Annotated in this window: 17 protein-coding genes; 12 read left to right on the plus strand and 5 right to left on the minus strand. The window is 71.6% G+C overall.

Translation table 11 applies throughout. The annotated features are described in order from the left end of the window. Positions 1–22: 22 nt before the first annotated feature. Positions 23–1,489 carry a sodium:solute symporter gene (locus HB370_RS15580; RefSeq protein WP_030782390.1) on the minus strand — a complete coding sequence of 489 codons (1,467 nt, stop codon included), beginning with the start codon at positions 1,487–1,489 and terminating at the stop codon, positions 23–25. A 170-nt stretch (positions 1,490–1,659) separates the two neighbouring features. Between HB370_RS15580 and HB370_RS15585 the strand changes: the two genes are divergently transcribed. Both HB370_RS15585 and HB370_RS15590 read left to right on the plus strand, forming a co-directional pair. Continuing rightward, positions 1,660–3,171, plus strand: a complete 1,512-nt coding sequence (locus tag HB370_RS15585) for a PucR family transcriptional regulator (protein WP_030782393.1) — start codon at positions 1,660–1,662, stop codon at positions 3,169–3,171. Between the two features lie 78 nt (positions 3,172–3,249). Next, positions 3,250–4,038 (plus strand): phosphatase, encoded by a 789-nt coding sequence (locus tag HB370_RS15590; protein WP_030782396.1) that lies wholly within the window; start codon positions 3,250–3,252, stop codon positions 4,036–4,038. A 98-nt stretch (positions 4,039–4,136) separates the two neighbouring features. On the opposite strand, the gene HB370_RS15595 is transcribed toward HB370_RS15590, so the two are convergent. The 4 genes from HB370_RS15595 to HB370_RS15610 all read right to left on the minus strand — a co-directional run bounded on the left by HB370_RS15595 (position 4,137) and on the right by HB370_RS15610 (position 7,836). Further along, positions 4,137–4,526, minus strand: coding sequence for a hypothetical protein (locus HB370_RS15595; RefSeq protein ID WP_157855569.1), 390 nt, complete (start codon positions 4,524–4,526; stop codon positions 4,137–4,139). 207 nt (positions 4,527–4,733) lie between these two features. Next, positions 4,734–5,609, minus strand: coding sequence for an acyl-CoA thioesterase II (locus tag HB370_RS15600; RefSeq protein ID WP_030782402.1), 876 nt, complete (start codon positions 5,607–5,609; stop codon positions 4,734–4,736). 34 nt (positions 5,610–5,643) lie between these two features. Then, positions 5,644–6,801, minus strand: coding sequence for an acyl-CoA dehydrogenase family protein (locus HB370_RS15605; RefSeq protein WP_030782404.1), 1,158 nt, complete (start codon positions 6,799–6,801; stop codon positions 5,644–5,646). A gap of 438 nt (positions 6,802–7,239) precedes the next feature. Next, complete coding sequence (locus HB370_RS15610; protein WP_030782406.1) at positions 7,240–7,836, minus strand: TetR/AcrR family transcriptional regulator; 597 nt, start codon at positions 7,834–7,836, stop codon at positions 7,240–7,242. Positions 7,837–7,932: 96 nt separating this feature from the next. Here HB370_RS15610 and HB370_RS15615 point away from each other — a divergent pair, with 96 nt between their 5' ends. From HB370_RS15615 to HB370_RS15660, 10 genes are all read left to right on the plus strand, one after another. Further along, positions 7,933–9,549 (plus strand): carboxyl transferase domain-containing protein, encoded by a 1,617-nt coding sequence (locus tag HB370_RS15615; protein ID WP_030782408.1) that lies wholly within the window; start codon positions 7,933–7,935, stop codon positions 9,547–9,549. An 11-nt stretch (positions 9,550–9,560) separates the two neighbouring features. Next, positions 9,561–11,477 carry an acetyl/propionyl/methylcrotonyl-CoA carboxylase subunit alpha gene (locus HB370_RS15620; RefSeq protein ID WP_030782409.1) on the plus strand — a complete coding sequence of 639 codons (1,917 nt, stop codon included), beginning with the start codon at positions 9,561–9,563 and terminating at the stop codon, positions 11,475–11,477. Further along, positions 11,474–12,415: a hydroxymethylglutaryl-CoA lyase gene (locus HB370_RS15625; RefSeq protein ID WP_030782411.1), complete on the plus strand. Its 942-nt coding sequence runs from the start codon at positions 11,474–11,476 to the stop codon at positions 12,413–12,415. The genes HB370_RS15620 and HB370_RS15625 overlap by 4 nt, the downstream gene beginning before the upstream one ends. A 5-nt stretch (positions 12,416–12,420) precedes the next feature. Further along, complete coding sequence (locus HB370_RS15630; RefSeq protein ID WP_030782412.1) at positions 12,421–13,581, plus strand: acyl-CoA dehydrogenase family protein; 1,161 nt, start codon at positions 12,421–12,423, stop codon at positions 13,579–13,581. A gap of 1,510 nt (positions 13,582–15,091) precedes the next feature. After that, positions 15,092–16,144: an ABC transporter substrate-binding protein gene (locus tag HB370_RS15635; RefSeq protein WP_030782415.1), complete on the plus strand. Its 1,053-nt coding sequence runs from the start codon at positions 15,092–15,094 to the stop codon at positions 16,142–16,144. A 52-nt stretch (positions 16,145–16,196) separates the two neighbouring features. After that, the gene (locus tag HB370_RS15640; protein WP_030782417.1) at positions 16,197–17,042 is read left to right on the plus strand and encodes a siderophore-interacting protein; all 846 of its coding nucleotides are present in this window, start codon (positions 16,197–16,199) and stop codon (positions 17,040–17,042) included. 122 nt (positions 17,043–17,164) lie between these two features. Then, positions 17,165–18,607, plus strand: a complete 1,443-nt coding sequence (gene desA, locus HB370_RS15645) for a lysine decarboxylase DesA (protein WP_030782428.1) — start codon at positions 17,165–17,167, stop codon at positions 18,605–18,607. Beyond that, positions 18,591–19,877, plus strand: a complete 1,287-nt coding sequence (locus HB370_RS15650) for a lysine N(6)-hydroxylase/L-ornithine N(5)-oxygenase family protein (protein ID WP_030782431.1) — start codon at positions 18,591–18,593, stop codon at positions 19,875–19,877. The genes desA and HB370_RS15650 overlap by 17 nt, the downstream gene beginning before the upstream one ends. Beyond that, positions 19,874–20,398, plus strand: coding sequence for a GNAT family N-acetyltransferase (locus HB370_RS15655; protein WP_030782434.1), 525 nt, complete (start codon positions 19,874–19,876; stop codon positions 20,396–20,398). The genes HB370_RS15650 and HB370_RS15655 overlap by 4 nt, the downstream gene beginning before the upstream one ends. Next, positions 20,395–22,164, plus strand: a complete 1,770-nt coding sequence (locus HB370_RS15660; protein ID WP_030782437.1) for an IucA/IucC family siderophore biosynthesis protein — start codon at positions 20,395–20,397, stop codon at positions 22,162–22,164. Before HB370_RS15655 ends, HB370_RS15660 begins: the two co-directional genes overlap by 4 nt. Positions 22,165–22,218 lie beyond the last annotated feature (54 nt).

Genomic DNA, 22,218 nt, shown 5'->3' on the forward strand with positions numbered 1-22,218 from the left:
CATGTACTGCTTTCCCATGACTCTACTGGTGAGCCGGGACCGTTTCGGACGACAGTTCGGAGGGCCGCCCGGCGAGCCGCTCGCGCCAGACGGCGAGGACGGCCTCGTCGGTGGGCCGGGTGGCCAGGGAGACGGCGACGTAGGCCGCGAGGGAGGCCAGCAGGCCGTAGTAGACGGGTTCGTTGGCGAGGATGCCGTAGCCGGCCATCAGGCCGATGACGGACAGGCCGCCGACGGCGACGGAGGCCAGCGCCCCCTGGGCGGTGCCGCGCTTCCACAGCAGGCCGCCGAGGATGGGCACCAGCAGGCCGCCGACGAGCAGGTTGTAGGCCACGGTGAGCGCCTCGACCACGTCGTTCAGCGCGATGGCGGTGCCGATGACGGCGAGGCCCATGACGAGGATGAAGGCGCGGTTGCCGGCGACCTCGTCGTGCTCCTCCTGGTCCCCGGAGCGCTTGGCGAGGCCGCGCAGCCGGGACCAGATGTCGTTGTTGGCGACCGTGGCGCAGGCGATCAGGGCGCCGGAGGAGGTCGACATCACGGCGGCCAGGGCGGCGGCCAGCACCAGGCCGCGCACGCCGACGGGGAGTTCGTCCTTGACGATGGTGGCGAAGGCGTCGTCGGGGCTGCCCAGGTCCGGGTAGAGCACCTTGGCGGCGGTGCCGATCACCGCGCCGGCGAGGGCGTAGGCCAGACAGTAGGTCCCGGCCACCGTGCCGCCCCAGCGGGCGGTGCGGTCGCTGCGGGCGGTGAACACGCGCTGCCAGATGTCCTGGCCGATCAGCATGCCGAACGTGTAGATCAGCACGTACGTGAAGATGGTCTCGCCGCCGACGCCCAGCGGGTCGAAGTAGGAGGTCGGCAGCTCGGCCTTCATCTCGGCGAAGCCGCCCGCCTTGACCACCGCGACGGGCAGCAGCAGGAGCAGCACGCCGATCGTCTTGACGACGAACTGCACCATGTCGGTCAGGGTGATGGACCACATCCCGCCGAGGGTGGAGTACGCCACGACGATCGCGCCGCCGAGGACGATCGCGACCGTGCGGTTCACGTCGAACAGCACGTCGAAGATGGTGGCGTAGGCGATGGTGGAGGTCACCGCGAGCATCAGGGTGTACGCCCACATGACCACGCCGGAGATCACGCCCGCCCGTCCGCCGTAGCGCAGGTCCAGCATCTCGGAGACGGTGTAGACCTTCAGGCGGGCGATGCGCGCGGAGAAGAACACGGACAGGGCGAGGAGTCCGAGGCCGATGGTGAAGACCATCCAGGCGCCGGACAGGCCGTACTGGTAGCCCAGCCCCACGCCGCCGATGGTGGACGCGCCGCCGAGCACGATCGCCGCCATGGTGCCGGAGTACATGGCCGGGCCCAGGCGGCGGCCCGCCACCAGGAACTCGCTCTTGGACTTGGCGCGGCGCATGCCCCACCAGCCCATCGCCAGCATGCCGGCGAGATAGACGACGATCACTGTGTAGTCGACGGCCATGGGGCGGCCCTCCTTCGCGCACTGTCCGGTGGCGTGTCGTGCAGATCCTTCGGTGTCGGCAGCGGCTCGCGGGGACATCCGCCCGTACCCGCGGCTGCCGTGCTCACCTGACAGTAGGTGGCCGGAAAGCGACTGCGAAGTGTACGTTTCATACAGAGGAACGGGGCGGGATGGAAGGTACGCACACCATGCCCGAGACGATCACCCCGGCCCCCGCCGTCCCGCCGACCCCGCCGGTGCCGCTCCAGGCGCTGCTGGCCCGGGAGGACCTCGCCCTGCGGCAGATCGCCGGGCCCGCGGACCCCGGGACCGTGATCCACGGCGCGCACACCTCGGAGATGACCGACCCCTCCCCCTACCTGCTGGGCGGCGAGCTGCTGCTCACCGCCGGGGTGCACGTCCCGAAGGAGGCGGAACCGGAGGGCTACTTCGCCGGCTACGTCTCCCGGATCGTGGCGGGCGGCGGCGCGGCGCTCGGCTTCGGGGTGGCCCCCGTGCACGACACGGTCCCGCCCGCCCTGGTCGCCGCCTGCGAGCAGCAGGGCCTGCCGCTGCTGGAGGTCCCGCCGCACACCACGTTCTCCGCCGTGGCCCGCGCGGTCTGGCAGCTGATGGCACAGGCCCGGCTGGCCGAGCTGCGCCGCGTCACCGAGGCCCAGCAGAGCCTCGCGGCGGCCGCCGCCCGCCCCGACCCCATCCCCTCGGTCCTGCGCCGGCTGTCCCAGCACCTGTCCGGCCGGGCGGTCCTCTACGGCCCGGACGGCACGGAGGTCGCGGGGGCGGGGCGGGAGACACCGCCGGAGGTCCGGGCGGCCCTGGCCGGGCTGGCCGGCGTGGTCAGACCGGCCTCCCACCCGGCGAAGGCCCCCGCGCACCCCGCCTCCGCCACCGACACCCACGGCGGTGTGCACCTCGCGGTCTACGCGCTCGGGGCCGGGGAGGGGTTCGTGCTCGGGGTGGCCGGCCGGCGGCGGGAGGCCGGGGACCACACCATCGCCTCGGTGGCCGCCGTCCTGCTGGCGCTGCTGACCGGGGAGCACCACAGCGGGGCCGGCGCGGCCCGGTCCTCCGCGCTGGTGCGGCTGCTGCTCGGCGCCCCGCCCGAGGAGGTGGCCCCGCTGCTCGGCGCCGGCCGCCGGCTCGTCGTGCACGCCCGGCCGGAGGCCCAGGCCCCGGACCCGGTCGCCGCCTCCGCGCTGGGCGCCGCCCTGGGCTCGCCGCTGGTCGACCTCGCCGGCGAGACCGTACGGGTGCTGGTGCCCGCCGACCGGGTACCGCAGCCGCAGCCCGGCTGGACCCTCGGGGTGAGCGCCCCGGCCGAACCCCGGGAGTGGCCGGCCGCCGACACCCAGGCCGCCCGCGCCCTGGCCCGGGCCCGCGCCACCCGCGTCCCGCTGCTGCGGCACGCCGCCCGGCCGGCGCTCGCGGACCTGGTGCCGGCGGCGGACGCCGAGACGCACGCCCGTACCCTGCTCGCCCCCCTCGCCGGGCAGCCCGCGCTCGCCGAGACCCTGCGCGCCTGGCTGTCGCTGCACGGCAGTTGGGACCGTACGGCGGTGGCGCTGGGCGTGCACCGCAACACCGTGCGGCAGCGCGTCGCCCGCTGCGCGGCCCTGCTGGACACCGACCTGGACGACCCGGACGTGCGCATGGAGCTGTGGTTCGCCCTGCGCCGGGGCTGACCGTCCCGGTGCGTGACCCCCGTCCCAGCGGCCGATATCTCCGGGACCGGCGCCGTGCGCTGCCCCACAATGGGAGCCATGCCGATATCCGGGACACCCAGCCGCGCCCAGCTCGTCGACCATCTGGTGCGCACCCGCATCGCGGGGGACGTCGCCACGCCCCGCGAGAACAACCTCTCCCACTACCGTCAGCTCGCCAACGGTGTCCGCGACTTCTGGCTCGGCCTGGAGCTGGGCGACCGCTGGACGGACGAGCAGGACGTGCTCGCGGTGATGGCCGAGCGGGTCGGTGTCAACGACGACCCGGAGTACCGGTTCGGGCAGGACACCATCGACCCCGAACTGACCGTGGACGCGCTGGACCGGATGGCGGCGCGGCTGCGCAAGGCGGCCGAGGGACGCCAGCGGGTGCTGTTCGCGACCGGGCACCCGGGCGGGCTGCTGGACGTGCACCGGGCCACGGCCGCCGCGCTGCGCGCCGCGGGCTGCGAGATCGTGGTCATCCCGGACGGGCTGAGCACGGACGAGGGGTACGTCATGCAGTTCGCGGACGTGGCCGTGCTGGAGCACGGGGCGACGCTGTGGCACACCCACTCCGGGCAGCCGATGCGGGCCATCCTGACCGGACTCGAGCGGGCGGGGCGTCCGCTGCCCGACCTGGTGGTGGCCGACCACGGCTGGGCGGGGTACGCGGGGCAGCACGGCGTGGACTCCGTCGGGTACGCCGACTGCAACGACCCGGCACTCTTCCTCGCCGAGTCGGAGGGCACCGTGCAGGTGGTGGTCCCGCTGGACGACCATGTGGTCAGCCCCCGTTACTACGACCCGATGACGGCGTATCTGCTGGCCGGAGCGGGACTGGCCTGACGGCTCGTCAACCCCGGTCGCCTGGTCGACTCCGGTCGCGGAAACGACGCGCGGCCCCGCTGACGGGGCCGCACTCGGTGTTCGGTTGTCAGACCGGATCAGTGACCGCCACCACCGCCTCCGTGGCCGCCGCCACCGCCGCCGCCGTGGCCACCGCCACCGCCGCCGTGGCCGCCGCCACCGCCGTGACCGCCACCGTCGCCGTGACCGCCGCCACCACCGTGGTCACCACCGCCGTAGCCGCCGTGGTCGCCGCCGTAGCCACCGTCGTGGTCGCCGTAGCCACCGCCGTGGTCGCCGCGGCCGTAGTCGTCGTCATCGTCGTCCCACCAGCCGCCGCCGTGGTCATCGTCGTAACGGCTGTAGGAACTGTCGCTGCCGTAGTCCGAGGCGGAGGCCGTCGCGGCCGTGCCGAACGCGGCTCCGCCCGCCAGCAGCAGACCGGAGGCGGACAACGCGACAAGACGCCTCGTGCGCTGTGATCGCATGGGAATACCTTCCATCTCCATCGTCTCTCGCGGTCCCCCGGAGGGAAGCGCGAGGTGGATGGCCGTCGCCGCGGATGATGAGGAAGATGCGGCGCGGTCTTCAGGTGTCACCGCAGCAGAGAATGAACGAAATGGCGTTCGCTGCGGCCCTTCACCCAGAGAGCCTAATCGGACATACGTCACAAGTCATCTCGAGAAGCACATTAGTCACGGCTGTCTCGGAACGCGGACCACGCCCTCCTGGATGACGGTGATGGCGAGCCGTCCGTCCTGCGTGTATATGCGGGCCTGACCGAGGCCGCGGCCGCCGGACGACGTCGGTGACTCCTGGTCGTACAGCAGCCATTCGTCCGCCCGGAAGGGCCGGTGGAACCACATCGCGTGGTCCAGGGACGCCCCGACGACGTCACCGACGGCCCAGCCGCCGCGCCCGTGGGCGAGCAGCACGGAGTCGAGCAGGGTCATGTCGGAGACGTAGGTGGCGAGGACGACGTGCTGCAACGGGTCGTCGCCGTCCAGCTTGCCGTTGACGCGGAACCACACCTGGGAGTGCGGCTCGCGCGGCTCGCCGTAGCGCCCGTACGGCGGCTCGTCCACGTATCTGAGGTCGACCGCCTCGCGGGCCCGGAGGAACCTCTCTACGACCTCGGGGGCGAGGTGGGCGTAGCCGCCCAGCCGCTCCTGGGAGGTGGGCAGGGTGGCCGGGTCGGGCGCGGCGGGCATGGGCGCCTGGTGCTCCAGGCCGTCCTCGTACGTCTGGAAGGACGCGGAGAGGTGGAAGACCGGCCTGCCGTGCTGGACGGCGACCACGCGGCGGGTGGTGAAGGACCGGCCGTCGCGGATGCGGTCCACGGTGTAGACGATCGGCGCGCCCGGGTCGCCGGGGCGCAGGAAGTACGCGTGCAGGGAGTGGGCGGGCCGGTCGGCGGGGACCGTGCGCCCGGCGGCGACCAGCGCCTGCGCCGCGACCTGCCCGCCGAAGACGCGCGGGACGACGGCGGGGCGGGACTCGCCGCGGAAGATGTCCTCCTCGATCCGCTCCAGGTGGAGCAGATCGAGGAGGTCCTGGAGTGCCTTGCTCATGGCGTGCAGGTATACCGCCCGGGGCCGGGCGTCCTCAGAGACCCATGTCCTTGGCGATGATCGTCTTCATGATCTCGCTGGTGCCGCCGTAGATGCGGTTGACGCGGTTGTCCGCGTACAGGCGGGCGATCGGGTACTCGTTCATGTAGCCGTAGCCGCCGTGCAGCTGGAGGCAGCGGTCGATGACGCGGTGCGCGACCTCGGTGCAGAACAGCTTGGCGGAGGCGGCCTCGGCGGGGGTCAGCTCGCCGGCGTCCAGCGCCTCCAGCGCGCGGTCGGCGACGGCCTCGGCGGCGTCCACCTCGGCCTGGCAGGCGGCCAGCTCGAACTTGGTGTTCTGGAAGTGCGCGACCGGCTTGCCGAAGACGGTGCGCTCCTGCACGTACTGCTTGGCGAACCGGACGGCGGCCTTGGCCTGGGCGTAGGCGCCGAAGGCGATGCCCCAGCGCTCGGAGGCCAGGTTGTGGCCGAGGTAGTAGAAGCCCTTGTTCTCCTCGCCGAGCAGGTCCTCGACGGGCACCTTGACGTCCACGAAGGCCAGCTCGGCGGTGTCGGAGGTGCGCAGGCCCAGCTTGTCCAGCTTGCGGCCGATGGAGTAGCCCTCGGACTTGGTGTCCACGGCGAACAGGGAGATGCCGTGGCGGCGGTCCTCGGCGGTGGGCGCGGAGGTGCGGGCGCAGACGATCACCTTGTCGGCGTGGACGCCGCCGGTGATGAAGGTCTTTGCGCCGTTGAGGACGTAGTGCGTGCCGTCCTCGCTCAGCTTGGCGGTGGTCTTCATGCCCGCGAGGTCGGAACCGGTGCCCGGCTCCGTCATCGCGATGGCCCACATCTCCTCGCCGGTGACGAACTTCGGCAGGTAGCGCTTCTTCTGGTCCTCGGTGGCGAGCATCTTGATGTAGGGCAGGGCGAGCAGCACGTGCACGCCGGAGCCGCCGAACTGCACGCCCGCGCGCGCGGTCTCCTCGTAGAGGACGGCCTCGAACTTGTGGGTCTCCAGGCCCGCGCCGCCGAACTCCTCGGGCACGCTGATGCCGAAGATGCCCAGCTCGCCGAGCTTGTAGTAGAAGTCGCGCGGCGCCTGGCCGGCGGCGAACCACTCGTCGTAGACCGGGACGACCTCGGCCTCGATGAAGGCGCGAAGGGTCTCCCGGAACGCCTCGTGATCCTCGTTGAACACCGTACGGCGCACGCCGCCACCTCCACGTACCTCGGCATGACTTCGAGCATGTCTAAGCGCTTGCTCACTCACCGTACCGGCGAGTACGGAAGCCCGTCCAGGGGGGTTGCGCCGTAATACTCGTCACGCCCGCGACGAGGGCCCCGAGGCCCGGCAGGGGCACAGCCGACAGGCGGCGTCCTTCGAGTACTCGGCGCCGCGGGCGCAGGACAAGGACGGCAGGCGACAGGCAGTCCACCGGGGGCCGCAGACAGCGAGCAGGGACGGCCTGCGGCGCCCACCCGGGCAGCCCCGGACAGGCTCCGCGAAACTCCCCGTCGGGCGGCGATGGCAGCCCCGCGGCCACACATCTCCCCCGGGACCGCCCCATCCGCCCGCACCACCCCACGAGGCCCGGCGGACGATCTCCGAACGGCCGAGGGCCCCTCAGGGGAGGCAGCCGTACGGCGGCTACTCCCGCCCCGCCGCCTCGAACGCCCCCCGCGCCATCCGGTGCAGCAGGTCCGCCGTCGTCCCCCGGCCGGGGAGCGTGCCGGCGCGGCCGAGGTGGGGGGTGGAGTTCAGCAGGCCGAAGACGGAGTGGACGGCCGAGCGGGCGGCCGGTTCGGTCAGGCCCGGGTAGACCTCGCGGACCACCTGCACCCACAGCTCCACGTACTGCCGCTGGAACTGGCGCACCAGCTTGCGGTCGCTGTCGCGCAGCCGGTCCAGCTCGCGGTCGTGCAGGGTGATCAGCGGGCGGTCGTCCAGGGCGAAGTCGATGTGGCCCTCGATCAGGGAGTCCAGCACCCGGGTCGCGGGGGTCCCGTCGGCCTCCGCCAGCCGGCGCCGGGCACCGGTGAGCAGCTGTCCGCTGATGCCGACCAGCAGCTCGGCCAGCATGGCGTCCTTGCCCGGGAAGTGCCGGTACAGGCCGGGGCCGCTGATGCCGACGGCGGCGCCTATCTCGTCGACACCGACGCCGTGGAAGCCGCGTTCGGCGAAGAGCCGGGCGGCCTCCTTGAGGATCTGCTCACGGCGGGTGGGGGCGTCGGTTCTGCTGGCCATGCCGACAATTCTAGACAGCGACGTTAGCGGTCGTTAACCTGAGGGAAATGGTTAACGCTCATTAACAGGTTCGGACACCGGTGAGGGGACCGCAGGATGCAGGAGGCACCGGAGCTTCACAGCGCGGCCGATCCCGCGTCGGAGGGCTGGCGGGCCAATGAGAGGGCCCATCTCCAGCTCGTGGAGGAGCTGCGCGGCAAGCTCGCCGCGGCGGCCCTCGGCGGCGGCGAGAAGGCCCGGGCGCGGCACACCGCGCGCGGCAAGCTGCTGCCCAGGGACAGGGTGGACACACTGCTCGACCCGGGCTCGCCCTTCCTGGAGCTGGCGCCGCTCGCGGCCGACGGGATGTACGACGGGCAGGCCCCGGCCGCCGGCGTGATCGCCGGCATCGGGCGGGTCAGCGGCCGCGAGTGCGTGATCGTGGCGAACGACGCCACGGTCAAGGGCGGCACGTACTACCCGATGACGGTCAAGAAACACCTGCGCGCGCAGGAGGTGGCCCTGGACAACCGGCTGCCGTGCGTCTATCTGGTCGACTCCGGCGGGGCCTTCCTGCCGATGCAGGACGAGGTCTTCCCCGACCGGGACCACTTCGGCCGGATCTTCTACAACCAGGCCCGCATGTCCGGCGCGGGCATCCCGCAGATCGCGGCCGTCATGGGCTCCTGCACGGCGGGCGGGGCGTACGTCCCGGCGATGAGCGACGAGGCCGTGATCGTGCGGAACCAGGGCACGATCTTCCTCGGCGGGCCGCCCCTGGTGAAGGCGGCCACCGGCGAGGTCGTCACCGCCGAGGAGCTGGGCGGCGGCGAGGTGCACTCCCGGATCTCCGGCGTCACCGACCACCTCGCCGAGGACGACGCGCACGCGCTGAGGATCGTCCGGGACATCGTGGCCACGCTCCCCGCCCGGGGGCCCCTGCCCTGGGAGGTCCGGCCGTCCGTCGAACCCAAGGTGGACCCCTACGGGCTCTACGGCGCCGTCCCGGTCGACTCCCGTACCCCCTACGACGTCCGCGAGATCATCGCGCGCGTGGTCGACGGCTCCCGGTTCGCCGAGTTCAAGGCGGAGTTCGGGCAGACCCTGGTCACCGGGTTCGCGCGGATCCACGGCCACCCGGTGGGGATCGTCGCCAACAACGGCATCCTGTTCTCCGAGTCCGCCCAGAAGGGCGCCCACTTCATCGAGCTGTGCGACCAGCGCGGCATCCCGCTGGTGTTCCTCCAGAACATCTCGGGCTTCATGGTGGGCAGGGACTACGAGGCGGGGGGCATCGCCAAGCACGGCGCCAAGATGGTCACGGCGGTGGCCTGCACCCGCGTGCCCAAGCTGACGGTGGTGGTCGGCGGCTCCTACGGCGCGGGCAACTACTCGATGTGCGGCCGGGCCTACTCCCCCCGCTTCCTGTGGATGTGGCCCAACGCCAAGATCTCCGTGATGGGCGGCGAGCAGGCCGCGTCCGTGCTGGCGACCGTCAAGCGGGACCAGCTGGAGGGACGCGGCGAGGAGTGGCCCGCCGAGGAAGAAGAGGCGTTCAAGGCGCCCATCCGCGCCCAGTACGAGCGCCAGGGCAACGCCTACTACGCCACCGCCCGGCTCTGGGACGACGGCGTGATCGACCCGCTGGACACCCGTCAGGTCCTCGGTCTGGCCCTGACGGCCTGCGCCAACGCGCCTCTGGGAGACCCCCAGTTCGGCGTCTTCCGGATGTGAGGAGGGGAACCGTGTTCGACACAGTGCTGGTGGCCAACCGGGGCGAGATCGCCGTACGCGTGATCCGTACGCTGCGCGCCCTGGGCGTGCGCTCGGTGGCGGTCTTCTCCGACGCCGACGCCGACGCGCGGCACGTACGGGAGGCCGACACGGCGGTCCGGATCGGTCCGGCGCCGGCCGCCGAGAGCTATCTGTCGGTGGAGCGGCTGCTGGAGGCCGCCGCCCGCACCGGCGCCCAGGCCGTCCACCCCGGGTACGGCTTCCTCGCCGAGAACGCGGCCTTCGCGCGGGCGTGCGAGGAGGCCGGGCTGGTCTTCATCGGCCCGCCGGCGGACGCGATCGCGCTGATGGGCGACAAGATCCGGGCCAAGGAGACGGTCGAGGCGGCCGGGGTGCCGGTGGTGCCCGGCGGACGCGACCCGGAGCTGGCCGAGGCGGCCCGCGCCCTGGGCGCGCCCGTGCTGCTGAAGCCGTCGGCCGGCGGTGGCGGCAAGGGCATGCGCCTGGTGCGGGACCTGACCGTGCTGGACGAGGAGATCGCCGCCGCCCGCCGGGAGGCCCGCACCTCCTTCGGCGACGACACGCTGCTGGTGGAGCGGTGGATCGACCGGCCCCGGCACATCGAGATCCAGGTGCTGGCCGACGGCCACGGGAACGTGCTGCACCTCGGCGAGCGCGAGTGCTCCCTCCAGCGGCGCCACCAGAAGGTCGTCGAGGAGGCGCCGAGCGTGCTCCTCGACGAGGCGACCCGGGCCGCGATGGGCGAGGCGGCCGTGCAGGCGGCCCGCTCGTGCGGGTACCGGGGCGCGGGCACGGTGGAGTTCATCGTCCCAGGCGGCGACCCGTCGCAGTACTACTTCATGGAGATGAACACCCGCCTCCAGGTGGAGCACCCGGTCACCGAACTGGTGACCGGTCTGGACCTGGTGGAGTGGCAGCTGCGGGTCGCGGCCGGCGAACGGCTGCCCTTCGCCCAGTCGGACATCACGCTCACCGGGCACGCGGTGGAGGCCCGGATCTGCGCCGAGGACCCCGCGCGCGGCTTCCTGCCCTCCGGCGGCACGGTCCTGCTGCTGGACGAGCCCGAGGGCGACGGGGTGCGCACCGACTCCGGGCTGAGCGAGGGCACCGAGGTGGGCAGCCTGTACGACCCGATGCTGTCCAAGGTGATCGCCTACGGCCCCGACCGCGCGACCGCGCTGCGCAGGCTCCGGGCGGCCCTGGAGCGGACGGTCACGCTGGGCGTGCAGACCAACGCCGGGTTCCTGCGCCGGCTGCTGGCCCACCCGGCGGTGGTCGCGGGGGACCTGGACACGGGGCTGGTGGAGCGGGTGGTGGACGACCTGGTCCCCGCCGAGGTGCCCGAGGAGGTGTACGAGGCGGCGGCGGCCGTACGGCTGGAGGCGCTGAAGCCGCGCTCGGAGGGCTGGACCGACCCGTTCTCGGTGCCGAACGGCTGGCGGCTCGGCGGCACCCCGAAGCCGCCCGTCTTCCACCTGCGGGTGCGCGAACCCGTCGCCTACTCCCCCCGGGGCGCCCACACCGTCACCGGTGACCGGGTGAGCGTCACCCTGGACGGCGTCCGGCACACCTTCCGCCGCGCCGGCGACTGGCTCGGCCGGGACGGTGACGCCTGGCAGGTGCGCGACCACGACCCGGTCGCCGCGTCCCTGAACCGCGCGGCCCACGCGGGCGCCGACTCCCTCACCGCGCCCATGCCGGGCACGGTCACGGTGGTCAAGGTGGCCGTCGGCGACGAGGTGACCGCCGGGCAGAGCCTGCTGGTGGTGGAGGCGATGAAGATGGAACACGTCATCTCCGCCCCGCACGCCGGCACGGTCGCCGAACTGGACGTGACCCCGGGCAGCACGGTCGCCATGGACCAGGTGCTGGCCGTCATCGCACCACTCGAGGAGGCGGCCGGATGAGCACCGAGGGACTGCCCATGACCGTACCGGCCGAGGGCCTGCCGGCGCGGGTGCGGATCCACGAAGTCGGCGCGCGCGACGGACTGCAGAACGAGAAGACGGCCGTCCCGACGGCGGTGAAGGCCGAGTTCATCCGCCGGCTGGCCGGCGCGGGCCTGACCACCATCGAGGCGACGAGCTTCGTCCACCCCAACTGGGTCCCTCAACTCGCCGACGCCGAGGAGCTGTTCCCGCAGGTCGTCGGCCTGGACGCGGCCCTCCCGGTCCTGGTCCCCAACCAGCGCGGCCTGGACCGGGCGCTGGCCCTGGGCGCCGAGTACGTCGCCGTGTTCGCCAGCGCCACCGAGTCCTTCGCCAAGGCCAACCTCAACCGCACCCTGGAGGAGTCCCTCGCGGTGTTCGAGCCGGTGGTGCGGCGCGCGAAGGACGAGGGCGTACGGGTGCGCGGCTATGTCTCCATGTGCTTCGGCGACCCGTGGGAGGGCCCGGTGCCGCTCGCCCAGGTGGCACGGGTGTGCGGGGCGCTGCGGGACATGGGCTGCGACGAGCTGAGCCTCGGCGACACCATCGGGGTGGCCACCCCGGGCCAGGTCCGGGCGCTGCTCGCCCTGCTGAACGAGCGGGGCGTGCCGACCGACGCGATCGGCGTCCACTTCCACGACACCTACGGCCAGGCGCTCGCCAACACCCTGGCCGCCCTCCAGCACGGCGTCACCACCGTGGACGCCTCCGCCGGAGGGCTCGGCGGCTGCCCGTACGCCAAGTCCGCCACCGGCAATCTCGCCACCGAGGACCTCGTCTGGATGCTGCACGGGCTCGGCATCGAGACCGGGGTCGACCTCGGCCGTCTGACCGCCACCAGCGTGTGGATGGCCGAACAGCTGGGCCGGCCCAGCCCGTCCCGTACCGTCCGCGCTCTCTCCCACAAGGACCAGTGATCAGCATGGACCACCGTCTCAGCCCCGAGCTGGAGGAACTCCGCCGCACGGTGGAGGAGTTCGCGCACGATGTCGTGGCGCCGAAGATCGGCGACTTCTACGAGCGGCACGAGTTCCCGTACGAGATCGTGCGCGAGATGGGCCGCATGGGCCTGTTCGGGCTGCCGTTCCCGGAGGAGTACGGCGGGATGGGCGGCGACTACCTGGCACTGGGCCTCGTCCTGGAGGAACTGGCCCGGGTGGACTCCTCGGTGGCGATCACCCTGGAGGCCGGTGTCTCGCTGGGCGCGATGCCGCTGCACCTGTTCGGCACGGAGGAACAGAAGCGCCAGTGGCTTCCCCGTCTGTGCGCGGGCGAGATCCTGGGCGCGTTCGGCCTGACGGAGCCGGACGGCGGCAGTGACGCCGGGGCGACCCGTACGACGGCCCGGCTGGACCCGGACACCGACGAGTGGGTGATCAACGGCACCAAGTGCTTCATCACCAACTCGGGCACGGACATCACGGGGCTGGTCACGGTCACCGCGGTCACCGGCCGCAAGCCGGACGGCCGCCCGGAGATCTCGGCCATCATCGTGCCGTCCGGCACCCCGGGCTTCACGGTGGCGGCGCCCTACTCGAAGGTCGGCTGGAACGCCTCCGACACCCGCGAGCTGTCCTTCCAGGACGTCCGGGTCCCGGCCGCCAACCTGCTGGGCGAACGGGGCCGCGGCTACGCCCAGTTCCTGCGCATCCTGGACGAGGGCCGCATCGCCATCGCCGCGCTCGCCACGGGCCTGGCCCAGGGCTGTGTGGACGAGTCGGTGAAGTACGCGAAGGAACGTCACGCCTTCGGCCGGCCGATCGGTGCCAACCAGGCCATCCAGTTCAAGATCGCGGACATGGAGATGAAGGCGTACACGGCCCGCCTTGCCTGGCGCGACGCGGCGTCCCGCCTGGTCGCGGGGGAACCCTTCAAGAAGGAGGCCGCCCTGGCCAAGCTCCACTCCTCCACGGTCGCCGTGGACAACGCCCGCGACGCCACCCAGATCCACGGCGGGTACGGCTTCATGAACGAGTACCCGGTGGCCCGCATGTGGCGCGACTCCAAGATCCTGGAAATCGGCGAGGGCACGAGCGAGGTGCAGCGGATGCTGATCGCGCGGGAGCTGGGGCTGGCGGGCTGAGCCGACGCCGCTCGCGTGGGTTACGTGGGTTGGGCTGGGCCGGGGTTGCCATGGTTGCCGTGGGGCCGCCCGCTTCTCGGTGAGTGTCGTGCTTCCGTGAGCTGAGTCAAGGACGCGTTCCGCGTCGGCTGCGCCGATGGCCCTTCGGGCCACCCTTGACACACCTCACTCCAGCACGGGGGAGAAGCGAGCGGGCGGCCCGGGGGAAAGTGGCCGGCTCAGGTTCTTCGGCCCCTGGGGCAGGCTGCGTCGCATCGTGGGTCGGGGGATGCGCGTCAGCGCCTCGCCTGCACGCCGGGTGGGCTTAGCGGCTTCCGGGCGGGTGGCGGGTCCGCGCTCGCGTCCGACCTGCACGCCGGGCTGGCCAAGCGGCTTCCGGGTGGGTGACGGGTACGCGCTCACATCTGGCCAGCACGCCAGGCCAGTTCGGCGGCCTGCGGGACGGTGACGGGCACGCGCCCGCACCTCGCCTGCACGCCGGGTCGGCCAAGCGGCCTGCGGGCAGGTGGCGGGCACGCGCCCGCATCTCACCAGCACGCCGGGACAGCCAAGCGGCCTGCGGGCAGGCGGCGGGTGCGCGGTCGCATCTCGCCAGCGCGCCGGGCCCCTTCAGCGGCCTGCGGCCCGGTGCAGGGTGCGCGGTCGCGCCTCGCCAGCACGCCGGGACGGTTCAGCGGCTTGCGGGGCGGTGGCGGGTACGCGGTGGGGGCTTGGGCGGGTGTGTGGGGGGGCGCTTCGGTGTCTTGGTGGTCGGGGGGCGGGCTTGCCGGGGTGCTTGGTGGGTGGTGGGCCTGGTGGGTTGTTTTGGAATGCCTGTCCATAACTAGCCCCCTCCTCCCCTCGCCCCTCGCCCCCTTGCCTTCTCGCCCTCTCTCCCCCTCGTCCCGCCACCCCTTTTCGTCGGCCGTCCACCATCGTCTGGAGGACCCGCCACCGGGGCGCAAGTCGCTTGGCCCACCCGGCCTGCAGACGAGGCGCGAGCGCGCACCACCCGCCGGGCCGAAGACCGCTGAACTGGCCCGGTGTGCTGGCGAGATGCGATCGCGCACCCTCCACCGGGCCGGAGGCCGCCGAACGGGCCCGGTGTGCTGGCGAGGTTCGAGCGCGCACCCATCACCTGCCCGCAAGCCGCCAAGCTGGCCCGGCGTGCTGGTGGGGCGCTGTTGCGCTCCCCTGCCTACGGGAGGGTGCAGCCCACCTATGGGTCCGGTCCCGGGCTGGGCCACTGTTCTTTCGGCCGCTCGCTCGCTTCTTACCCGTGCTGGAGCGGGGTGGGTCAAGGGTGGGCCGGAGGCCCATCGCCGAAGGCGACGCGCAGCGCCCTTGAGGCGGCCCGTGGAAGCACGACACTGGCGCAGAAGCGAGCGGCCCGGCGGCCACTTGAGGGAAGAGGTGAACGCGACTTACGCAACAGGGCAACCCCACCCCCTGGACATCAGCTGAGGTTAGGCTAACCTACCTTCGAACTTGTCCGGCGGGCGCTTCGCCCCGGTCGAAAGCAGTCATACCCATGTCCCATGCCCGTGCCACCCACCTCACCCGCCGCGGACTGCTCGCCGCGGGCAGCGCCCTCGGCCTCGGTGCCGCACTCGCCGCCTGCGGGGACGACAAGGGCAAAGACGGTGGCTCCGACGGGAGCGCGGGCACGGGCAAGTCGGGCCCTTGGTCGTTCAAGGACGACCGCGGCACGACCGTGAAGCTGGACAAGGTCCCCGCGAACATCGTCGCGTTCACCGGCGTCGCCGCCGCGCTGTACGACTACGGCATCCAGGCCAAGGGCGTCTTCGGCCCGACGAAGACCACCGACGGCAAGCCCGACGTCCAGGCCGGCGACATGGACATCAGCAAGGTGACGATCCTCGGCAACACCTGGGGCCAGTTCAACATCGAGAAGTACGCCTCGCTCGCCCCGGACGTCCTCATCACGACGATCTTCGACGGCGTCGGCACCCTCTGGTACGTCCCCGAGGAGTCGAAGAAGAAGATCTCCCAGCTGGCCCCCAGCGTCGGCATCTCCGTCTACGACCGCCAGCTCACCCAGCCGCTCCAGCGCATGTGGGACCTGGCCGAGTCGCTCGGCGCCGACATGAAGGCCGCCAAGGTCACCGACGCCAAGAAGCGGTTCGAGGACGCCGCCGCCCGGCTGCGCGCCGCCGCCAAGGCCAAGCCCGACATCAAGGTGATGGTCGGCAGCGCCAGCGACCAGCTGCTCTACGTCTCCGGCACCAACCTCTCCATCGACCTGGAGTACTTCAAGTCCCTCGGCGTGAACTTCGTCGAGCCGCCCGAGGCCGCCAAGCAGAAGAACGGCGGCGGCGGCTGGTACGAGTCGCTGAGCTGGGAGAACGTCGACAAGTACGACGCCGACATCATCATGATGGACGACCGCTCCCAGGCGATCCAGCCCGCCGACATCACCAAGGCCACCTGGAAGAAGCTGCCCGCGGTGAAGGCGGGTCAGGTCATCCCCCGCTCCCCCGAGCCGATCCTCTCGTACGACAAGTGCGTGCCGCTGCTCACCAACCTGGCCGAGGCCCTGGAGAAGGCCAAGAAGGTCAGCTGACGCCGGTCCAGCCCTCCCACAAAGCCCTGAACCCCGCCCTCAGGAGCCACACATGACCACGGCCGTAGCCGCCCCGTTCCGTTTCTTCTCCCTCCAGGTCGTACGGACGAGGCGGCTCGGCCCGTCTCTGGTCCGGGTCACCTTCACCGGTACCGACCTGCACGCCTTCCACTCCGACGGACGCGACCAGTCCCTGTCGCTGTTCCTGCCGCACCCCGGGCAGAGCGAACCGGCGGTCCCGCTGGAGCTGGGCGACGGCTGGTGGCAGGGCTGGCGCGAACTGCCGGACGACATACGGGCCGTGATGCGCTCGTACACGCTGCGGGCGCTGCGCCGCGATCCCGACGAGATCGACATCGACTTCGCCCTGCACGGCGTGGAGCCGGGTGCCGCCACCCCGGCCGGCCCCGCCTCCCGCTGGGCCGCGCGGGCCGCCGCCGGCGACCGGGTGCTGCTGCTCGGACCGGCCGTCGCCGACAACCGGGCGATCCGTTTCCGCCCGCCCGAGGACACCGACCTCGTCGTCCTGTGCGGCGACGAGACGGCCGTACCCGCCGCGACCGCGATCCTGGAGTCCCTGCCCGCCGGCACCCGGGTCCGGGCCTGGCTGGAGGTGCCGCACAGCGGTGATGTGCAGGTCGTGCGCACACAGGCGGACGCGGAGATCACATGGCTCGTCCGGCACGACGGGTCCCCCATGGCCGTCGACGCCGTACGGGCCGCCGAGTTGCCGGCCGCCGAGCGGCCGTATGTGTGGCTCGCCGGGGAGTCCGGCCAGGTCAAGGCCCTGCGGCGGCACTTCGTCGGGGAACGCGGGGTGGACCGGCGGCGCGTGACGTTCGTCGGCTACTGGCGCCAGGGCCTGACGGAGGAACAGCTCCGCGCGACGGGCGAGTAGCCCGGCAGTCCTCCCTCTTTGGCCTGATCCGGCCTTGGGTGAGGCATGCCCCCCTCCGCGAAACTTAGGTTAGGCTAACCTAAGATCATCCCGCACGGACCGTCCCCTCGGAGGACCCCCACATGCGCTCGCACCTGCTCAATGGCCTCACCGCGGAGCACTACCGCCGCTCCGTGACCGAAGGAGTCGAGCGGGTGGCGGCCAAACTCGCCACCACCGACCGTCCGTTCACCGGCGTCACCGTGGACGCCCTCTCCCCCACCATCGACGCGATCGACCTCGACCGTCCGCTGGGCGACACCACCGCCGTCCTGGACGAACTGGAGGACGTCTACCTGCGGGACGCGGTCTACTTCCACCACCCCCGCTACCTCGCCCACCTCAACTGCCCCGTGGTCATCCCGGCGGTGCTCGCCGAGGCCGTGCTGTCCGCCGTCAACTCCTCGCTGGACACCTGGGACCAGTCGGCCGGCGGCACCCTCATCGAGCGCAAGCTCATCGACTGGACGGCCGCCCGCATCGGCCTCGGCCCGGCCGCCGACGGCGTCTTCACCTCCGGCGGCACCCAGTCCAACCTCCAGGCGCTGCTGCTCGCGCGGGAGGAGGCCAAGAGCGACTCGCTCGCGAAACTGCGGATCTTCGCCTCCGAGGTCAGCCACTTCAGCGTCAAGAAGTCCGCGAAACTGCTCGGGCTCGGCCCGGACGCCGTCGTCGTCATCCCCGTCGACCACGACAAGCGCATGCAGACGGTCGCCCTCGCCCGCGAACTGGAGCGCTGCGCACGGGAGGGCCTGGTGCCCATGGCCGTCGTCGCCACCGCCGGCACCACCGACTTCGGCTCCATCGACCCGCTGCCGGAGATCGCCGGGCTGTGCGCCCAGTACGGCGTGTGGATGCACGTGGACGCCGCCTACGGCTGCGGGCTGCTGGCCTCCCTGAAGTACCGGGACCGCATCGACGGCATCGAGCGCGCCGACTCCGTCACCGTCGACTACCACAAGTCCTTCTTCCAGCCGGTCAGTTCCTCCGCCGTGCTGGTCCGGGACGCGGCCACCCTGCGGCACGCCACCTACCACGCCGAGTACCTCAACCCGCGCCGCATGGTGCAGGAACGTATCCCCAACCAGGTGGACAAGTCCCTCCAGACCACCCGCCGCTTCGACGCCCTCAAGCTGTGGCTGACCCTGCGCACGATGGGCGCCGACGGCATCGGACAGCTCTTCGACGAGGTCTGCGACCTGGCGCGCGAGGGCTGGGAGCTGCTGGCGGCCGACCCCCGCTACGACGTCGTGGTCGAGCCCTCGCTGTCCACCCTCGTCTTCCGCTACATCCCGGCGGCCGTCACCGACCCGGCCGAGATCGACCGGGCCAACCTCTACGCCCGCAAGGCCCTGTTCGCCTCCGGTGACGCCGTGGTCGCGGGCACCAAGGTGGCCGGCCGCCACTACCTGAAGTTCACCCTGCTCAACCCCGAGACCAAGGCGGACGACATCGCCGCCGTCCTCGATCTGATCGCCGGCCATGCCGAGCAGTACCTGGGAGAGTCCCTTGACCGCGCGTCCTGACAGCCCGACCAAGACCTACGACTTCGTGGGGATCGGGCTCGGCCCCTTCAACCTCGGCCTCGCCTGCCTCACCGAGCCGATCGCCGAGCTGGACGGCGTCTTCCTGGAGTCCAAGCCGGACTTCGAGTGGCACTCCGGGATGTTCCTGGACGGCGCCCACCTCCAGACCCCGTTCATGTCGGACCTGGTCACCCTGGCCGACCCGACCTCGCCGTACTCCTTCCTGAACTACCTGAAGGAGAAGGGCAGACTGTACTCGTTCTACATCCGCGAGAACTTCTACCCGCTGCGCGTCGAGTACGACGACTACTGCCGCTGGGCCGCCGGGAAACTGAGCTGCGTCCGCTTCGGCACCACGGTCACCGAGGTGTCCTACGACGACGGGCTGTACACCGTGCGCACCGAGGCCGGGGACACCTACCGCGCCCGGCACCTGGTGCTCGGCACCGGCACCGTACCCTTCGTCCCCGAGGCGTGCCGGGACCTCGGCGGGGACTTCCTGCACACCTCCCAGTACATGCACCGCAAGGCGGAGCTGCTGGAGAAGAAGTCCATCACCGTCGTCGGCAGCGGCCAGAGCGCGGCCGAGATCTACTACGAGCTGCTCTCGGAGATCGACGCCCACGGCTACCAGCTCAACTGGGTCACCCGCTCCCCGCGGTTCTTCCCGCTGGAGTACACCAAGCTGACCCTGGAGATGACCTCCCCGGACTACATCGACTACTTCCGGGCGCTGCCCGAGGAGACCCGCTACCGGCTGGAGAAGCAGCAGAAGGGCCTGTTCAAGGGCATCAACTCGGACCTGATCGACTCCATCTTCGACCTGCTCTACCAGAAGAACGTCGCAAGCGGCGACCGCGGAGTGCCCACCCGGCTGCTGACCAACTCCACGCTGCGCACGGCGACTTACGCGGACGGCACCTACACCCTCGGCTTCCACCAGGACGAGCAGGACAAGGACTTCGAGATCCGCACCGAGGGCCTGGTCCTGGCCACCGGCTACCACTACACCCCGCCGGCCTTCCTCGCCCCCATACGCGACCGCCTCCGCTTCGACGGCCACGGCCGCTTCGACGTGGCCCGCAACTACGCCGTCGACGTCACCGGCCGCGGGGTCTTCCTGCAGAACGCCGGCGTCCACACCCACAGCATCACCAGCCCCGACCTGGGCATGGGCGCGTACCGGAACGCGTACATCATCCGAGAACTCCTCGGCACCGAGTACTACCCGGTCGAGAAGTCCATCGCCTTCCAGGAGTTCGCAGTATGACTTTCACATTCCGACCCGTCGATCCCCTGAACGACGCCAAGCTGCTGCACGCCTGGGTCACGCATCCCAAGGCGGCGTTCTGGATGATGCAGGACGCGCGGCTGGAGGACGTCGAGCGGGCCTACATGGAGATCGCGGCGGACGAGCACCACCACGCGCTGTTCGGGCTGCGCGACGGTGAGCCGGTGTTCCTGATGGAGAAGTACGATCCCGCGCACCGGGAGCTGGTGGGGCTGTACGAGGCACGGCCGGGGGACGTCGGCATGCACTTCCTGACGCCGGCCACGGACACCCCCGAGCACGGGTTCACCCGGGCCGTGATCACCGCCGTGATGGCGCACCTGTTCGAGGACCCGGCGGTGGAGCGGGTCGTGGTCGAGCCGGACGTCCGCAACACGGCCGTGCACGCCCTGAACGCCGCCGTCGGGTTCGTGCCCGAGCGGGAGATCGACAAGCCGGAGAAGCGGGCGCTGCTGAGCTTCTGCACCCGCGAGCAGTTCGAGAAGGCGGTGACCGCATGACCCTCGCCGACGCCGTGGCCCATCTGTCCCCCGAGCGGTGGGCGAGGGCCAACCGCCTGCTGGTGCGCAAGGCCCTCGCCGAGTTCGCGCACGAGCGGCTGATCACGCCCGAGGAGGACGGCGGCCACTACGTGGTACGCAGCGACGACGGGCTGACCGCCTACCGGTTCGCCGCCGTGCGCCGGGCCCTGGACCACTGGCAGATCGATCCCGACTCGATCACCCGGCACCGCGACGGCGAGGAACTCCCGCTGGCCGCGCTGGACTTCTTCATCGAGCTGAAGGAGTCGCTGGGGCTGAGCGACGAGATCCTGCCGGTGTACCTGGAGGAGATCTCCTCCACCCTGTCGGGCACCTGCTACAAGCTCACCAAGCCGCCGGTGACCTCGGCCGAGCTGACGCGTGCCGGGTTCCAGGCGATCGAGACCGGGATGACCGAGGGCCACCCGTGCTTCGTCGCGAACAACGGGCGGCTCGGCTTCGGCGTCCACGAGTACCTGTCGTACGCGCCGGAGACGGCGAGCCCCGTCCGGCTGGTATGGCTGGCCGCGCACCGCTCGCGGGCCGCGTTCACGGCCGGCGTGGGCATCGAGTACGAGTCGTTCCTGCGCGAGGAGCTGGGCGAGGAGACGGTGGCCCGGTTCCGGTCCCGCCTCACCGGCCGGGGCCTGGACCCCGCCGACTACCTGTTCATACCGGTCCACCCCTGGCAGTGGTGGAACAAGCTCAGCGTCACCTTCGCCGCCGAGGTGGCCCGGGATCTGCTGGTGCCGCTCGGCGAGGGCGACGACGAGTATCTTGCCCAGCAGTCGATCCGTACCTTCTTCAACGCCAGCGCCCCGCACAAGCACTATGTGAAGACGGCCCTGTCGGTGCTCAACATGGGCTTCATGCGGGGTCTGTCGGCCGCGTACATGGAGGCCACCCCGGCGATCAACGACTGGCTGGCCCAGCTGATCGAGAGCGACCCGGTGCTGAAGGCGAGCGGCCTGTCGATCATCCGGGAGCGGGCCGCCGTCGGCTACCGGCACCTGGAGTACGAGCGGGCCACCGACCGCTACTCGCCGTACCGCAAGATGCTGGCCGCGCTGTGGCGGGAGAGCCCGGTGCCCTCGCTGGAAGAGGGCGAGTCCCTGGCGACGATGGCCTCGCTGCTGCACGTCGACCACGAGGGCGCCTCCTTCGCGGGCGCGCTGATCGAGCGGTCGGGCCTGGGCCCGGTGGAGTGGCTGCGGCGGTATCTGCGGGCCTACTACACCCCGCTGCTGCACAGCTTCTACGCCTACGACCTGGTGTTCATGCCGCACGGCGAGAACACGATCCTGGTGCTGCGGGACGGGGCGGTGCGGCGGGCGGTCTACAAGGACATCGCCGAGGAGATCGCCGTCATGGACCCGGACGCGGCGCTGCCGCCGGAGGTGGCGCGCATCCGGGTGGAGGTCCCCGAGGACAAGAAGCTGCTGTCCATCTTCACGGACGTCTTCGACTGCTTCTTCCGCTTCCTCGCCGCCCAGCTGGCCGCCGAGGGCATCCTGGAGGAGGACGGCTTCTGGCGCACGGTCGCCGAGGTCACCCGCGAGTACCAGGAGGCGAATCCGCAGCTGGCCGACCGGTTCCGGCAGTACGACATGTTCGCCCCGGAGTTCGCGCTGTCCTGCCTCAACCGGCTCCAGCTGCGCAACAACAAGCAGATGGTGGACCTCGCCGATCCGTCCGGCGCGCTCCAGCTGATCGGCACCCTGAAGAACCCCATCGCCGGGTTCTGACGGGCCGACGGGCGGACGGGCACCCCGGAGTACGGTCCTCCGGGGTGCCCGTCG

Origin of the sequence: Streptomyces sp. DSM 40868 (assembly GCF_011820545.1) — a bacterium.
Classification (GTDB): Bacteria; Actinomycetota; Actinomycetes; order Streptomycetales; family Streptomycetaceae; genus Streptomyces; species Streptomyces eurythermus.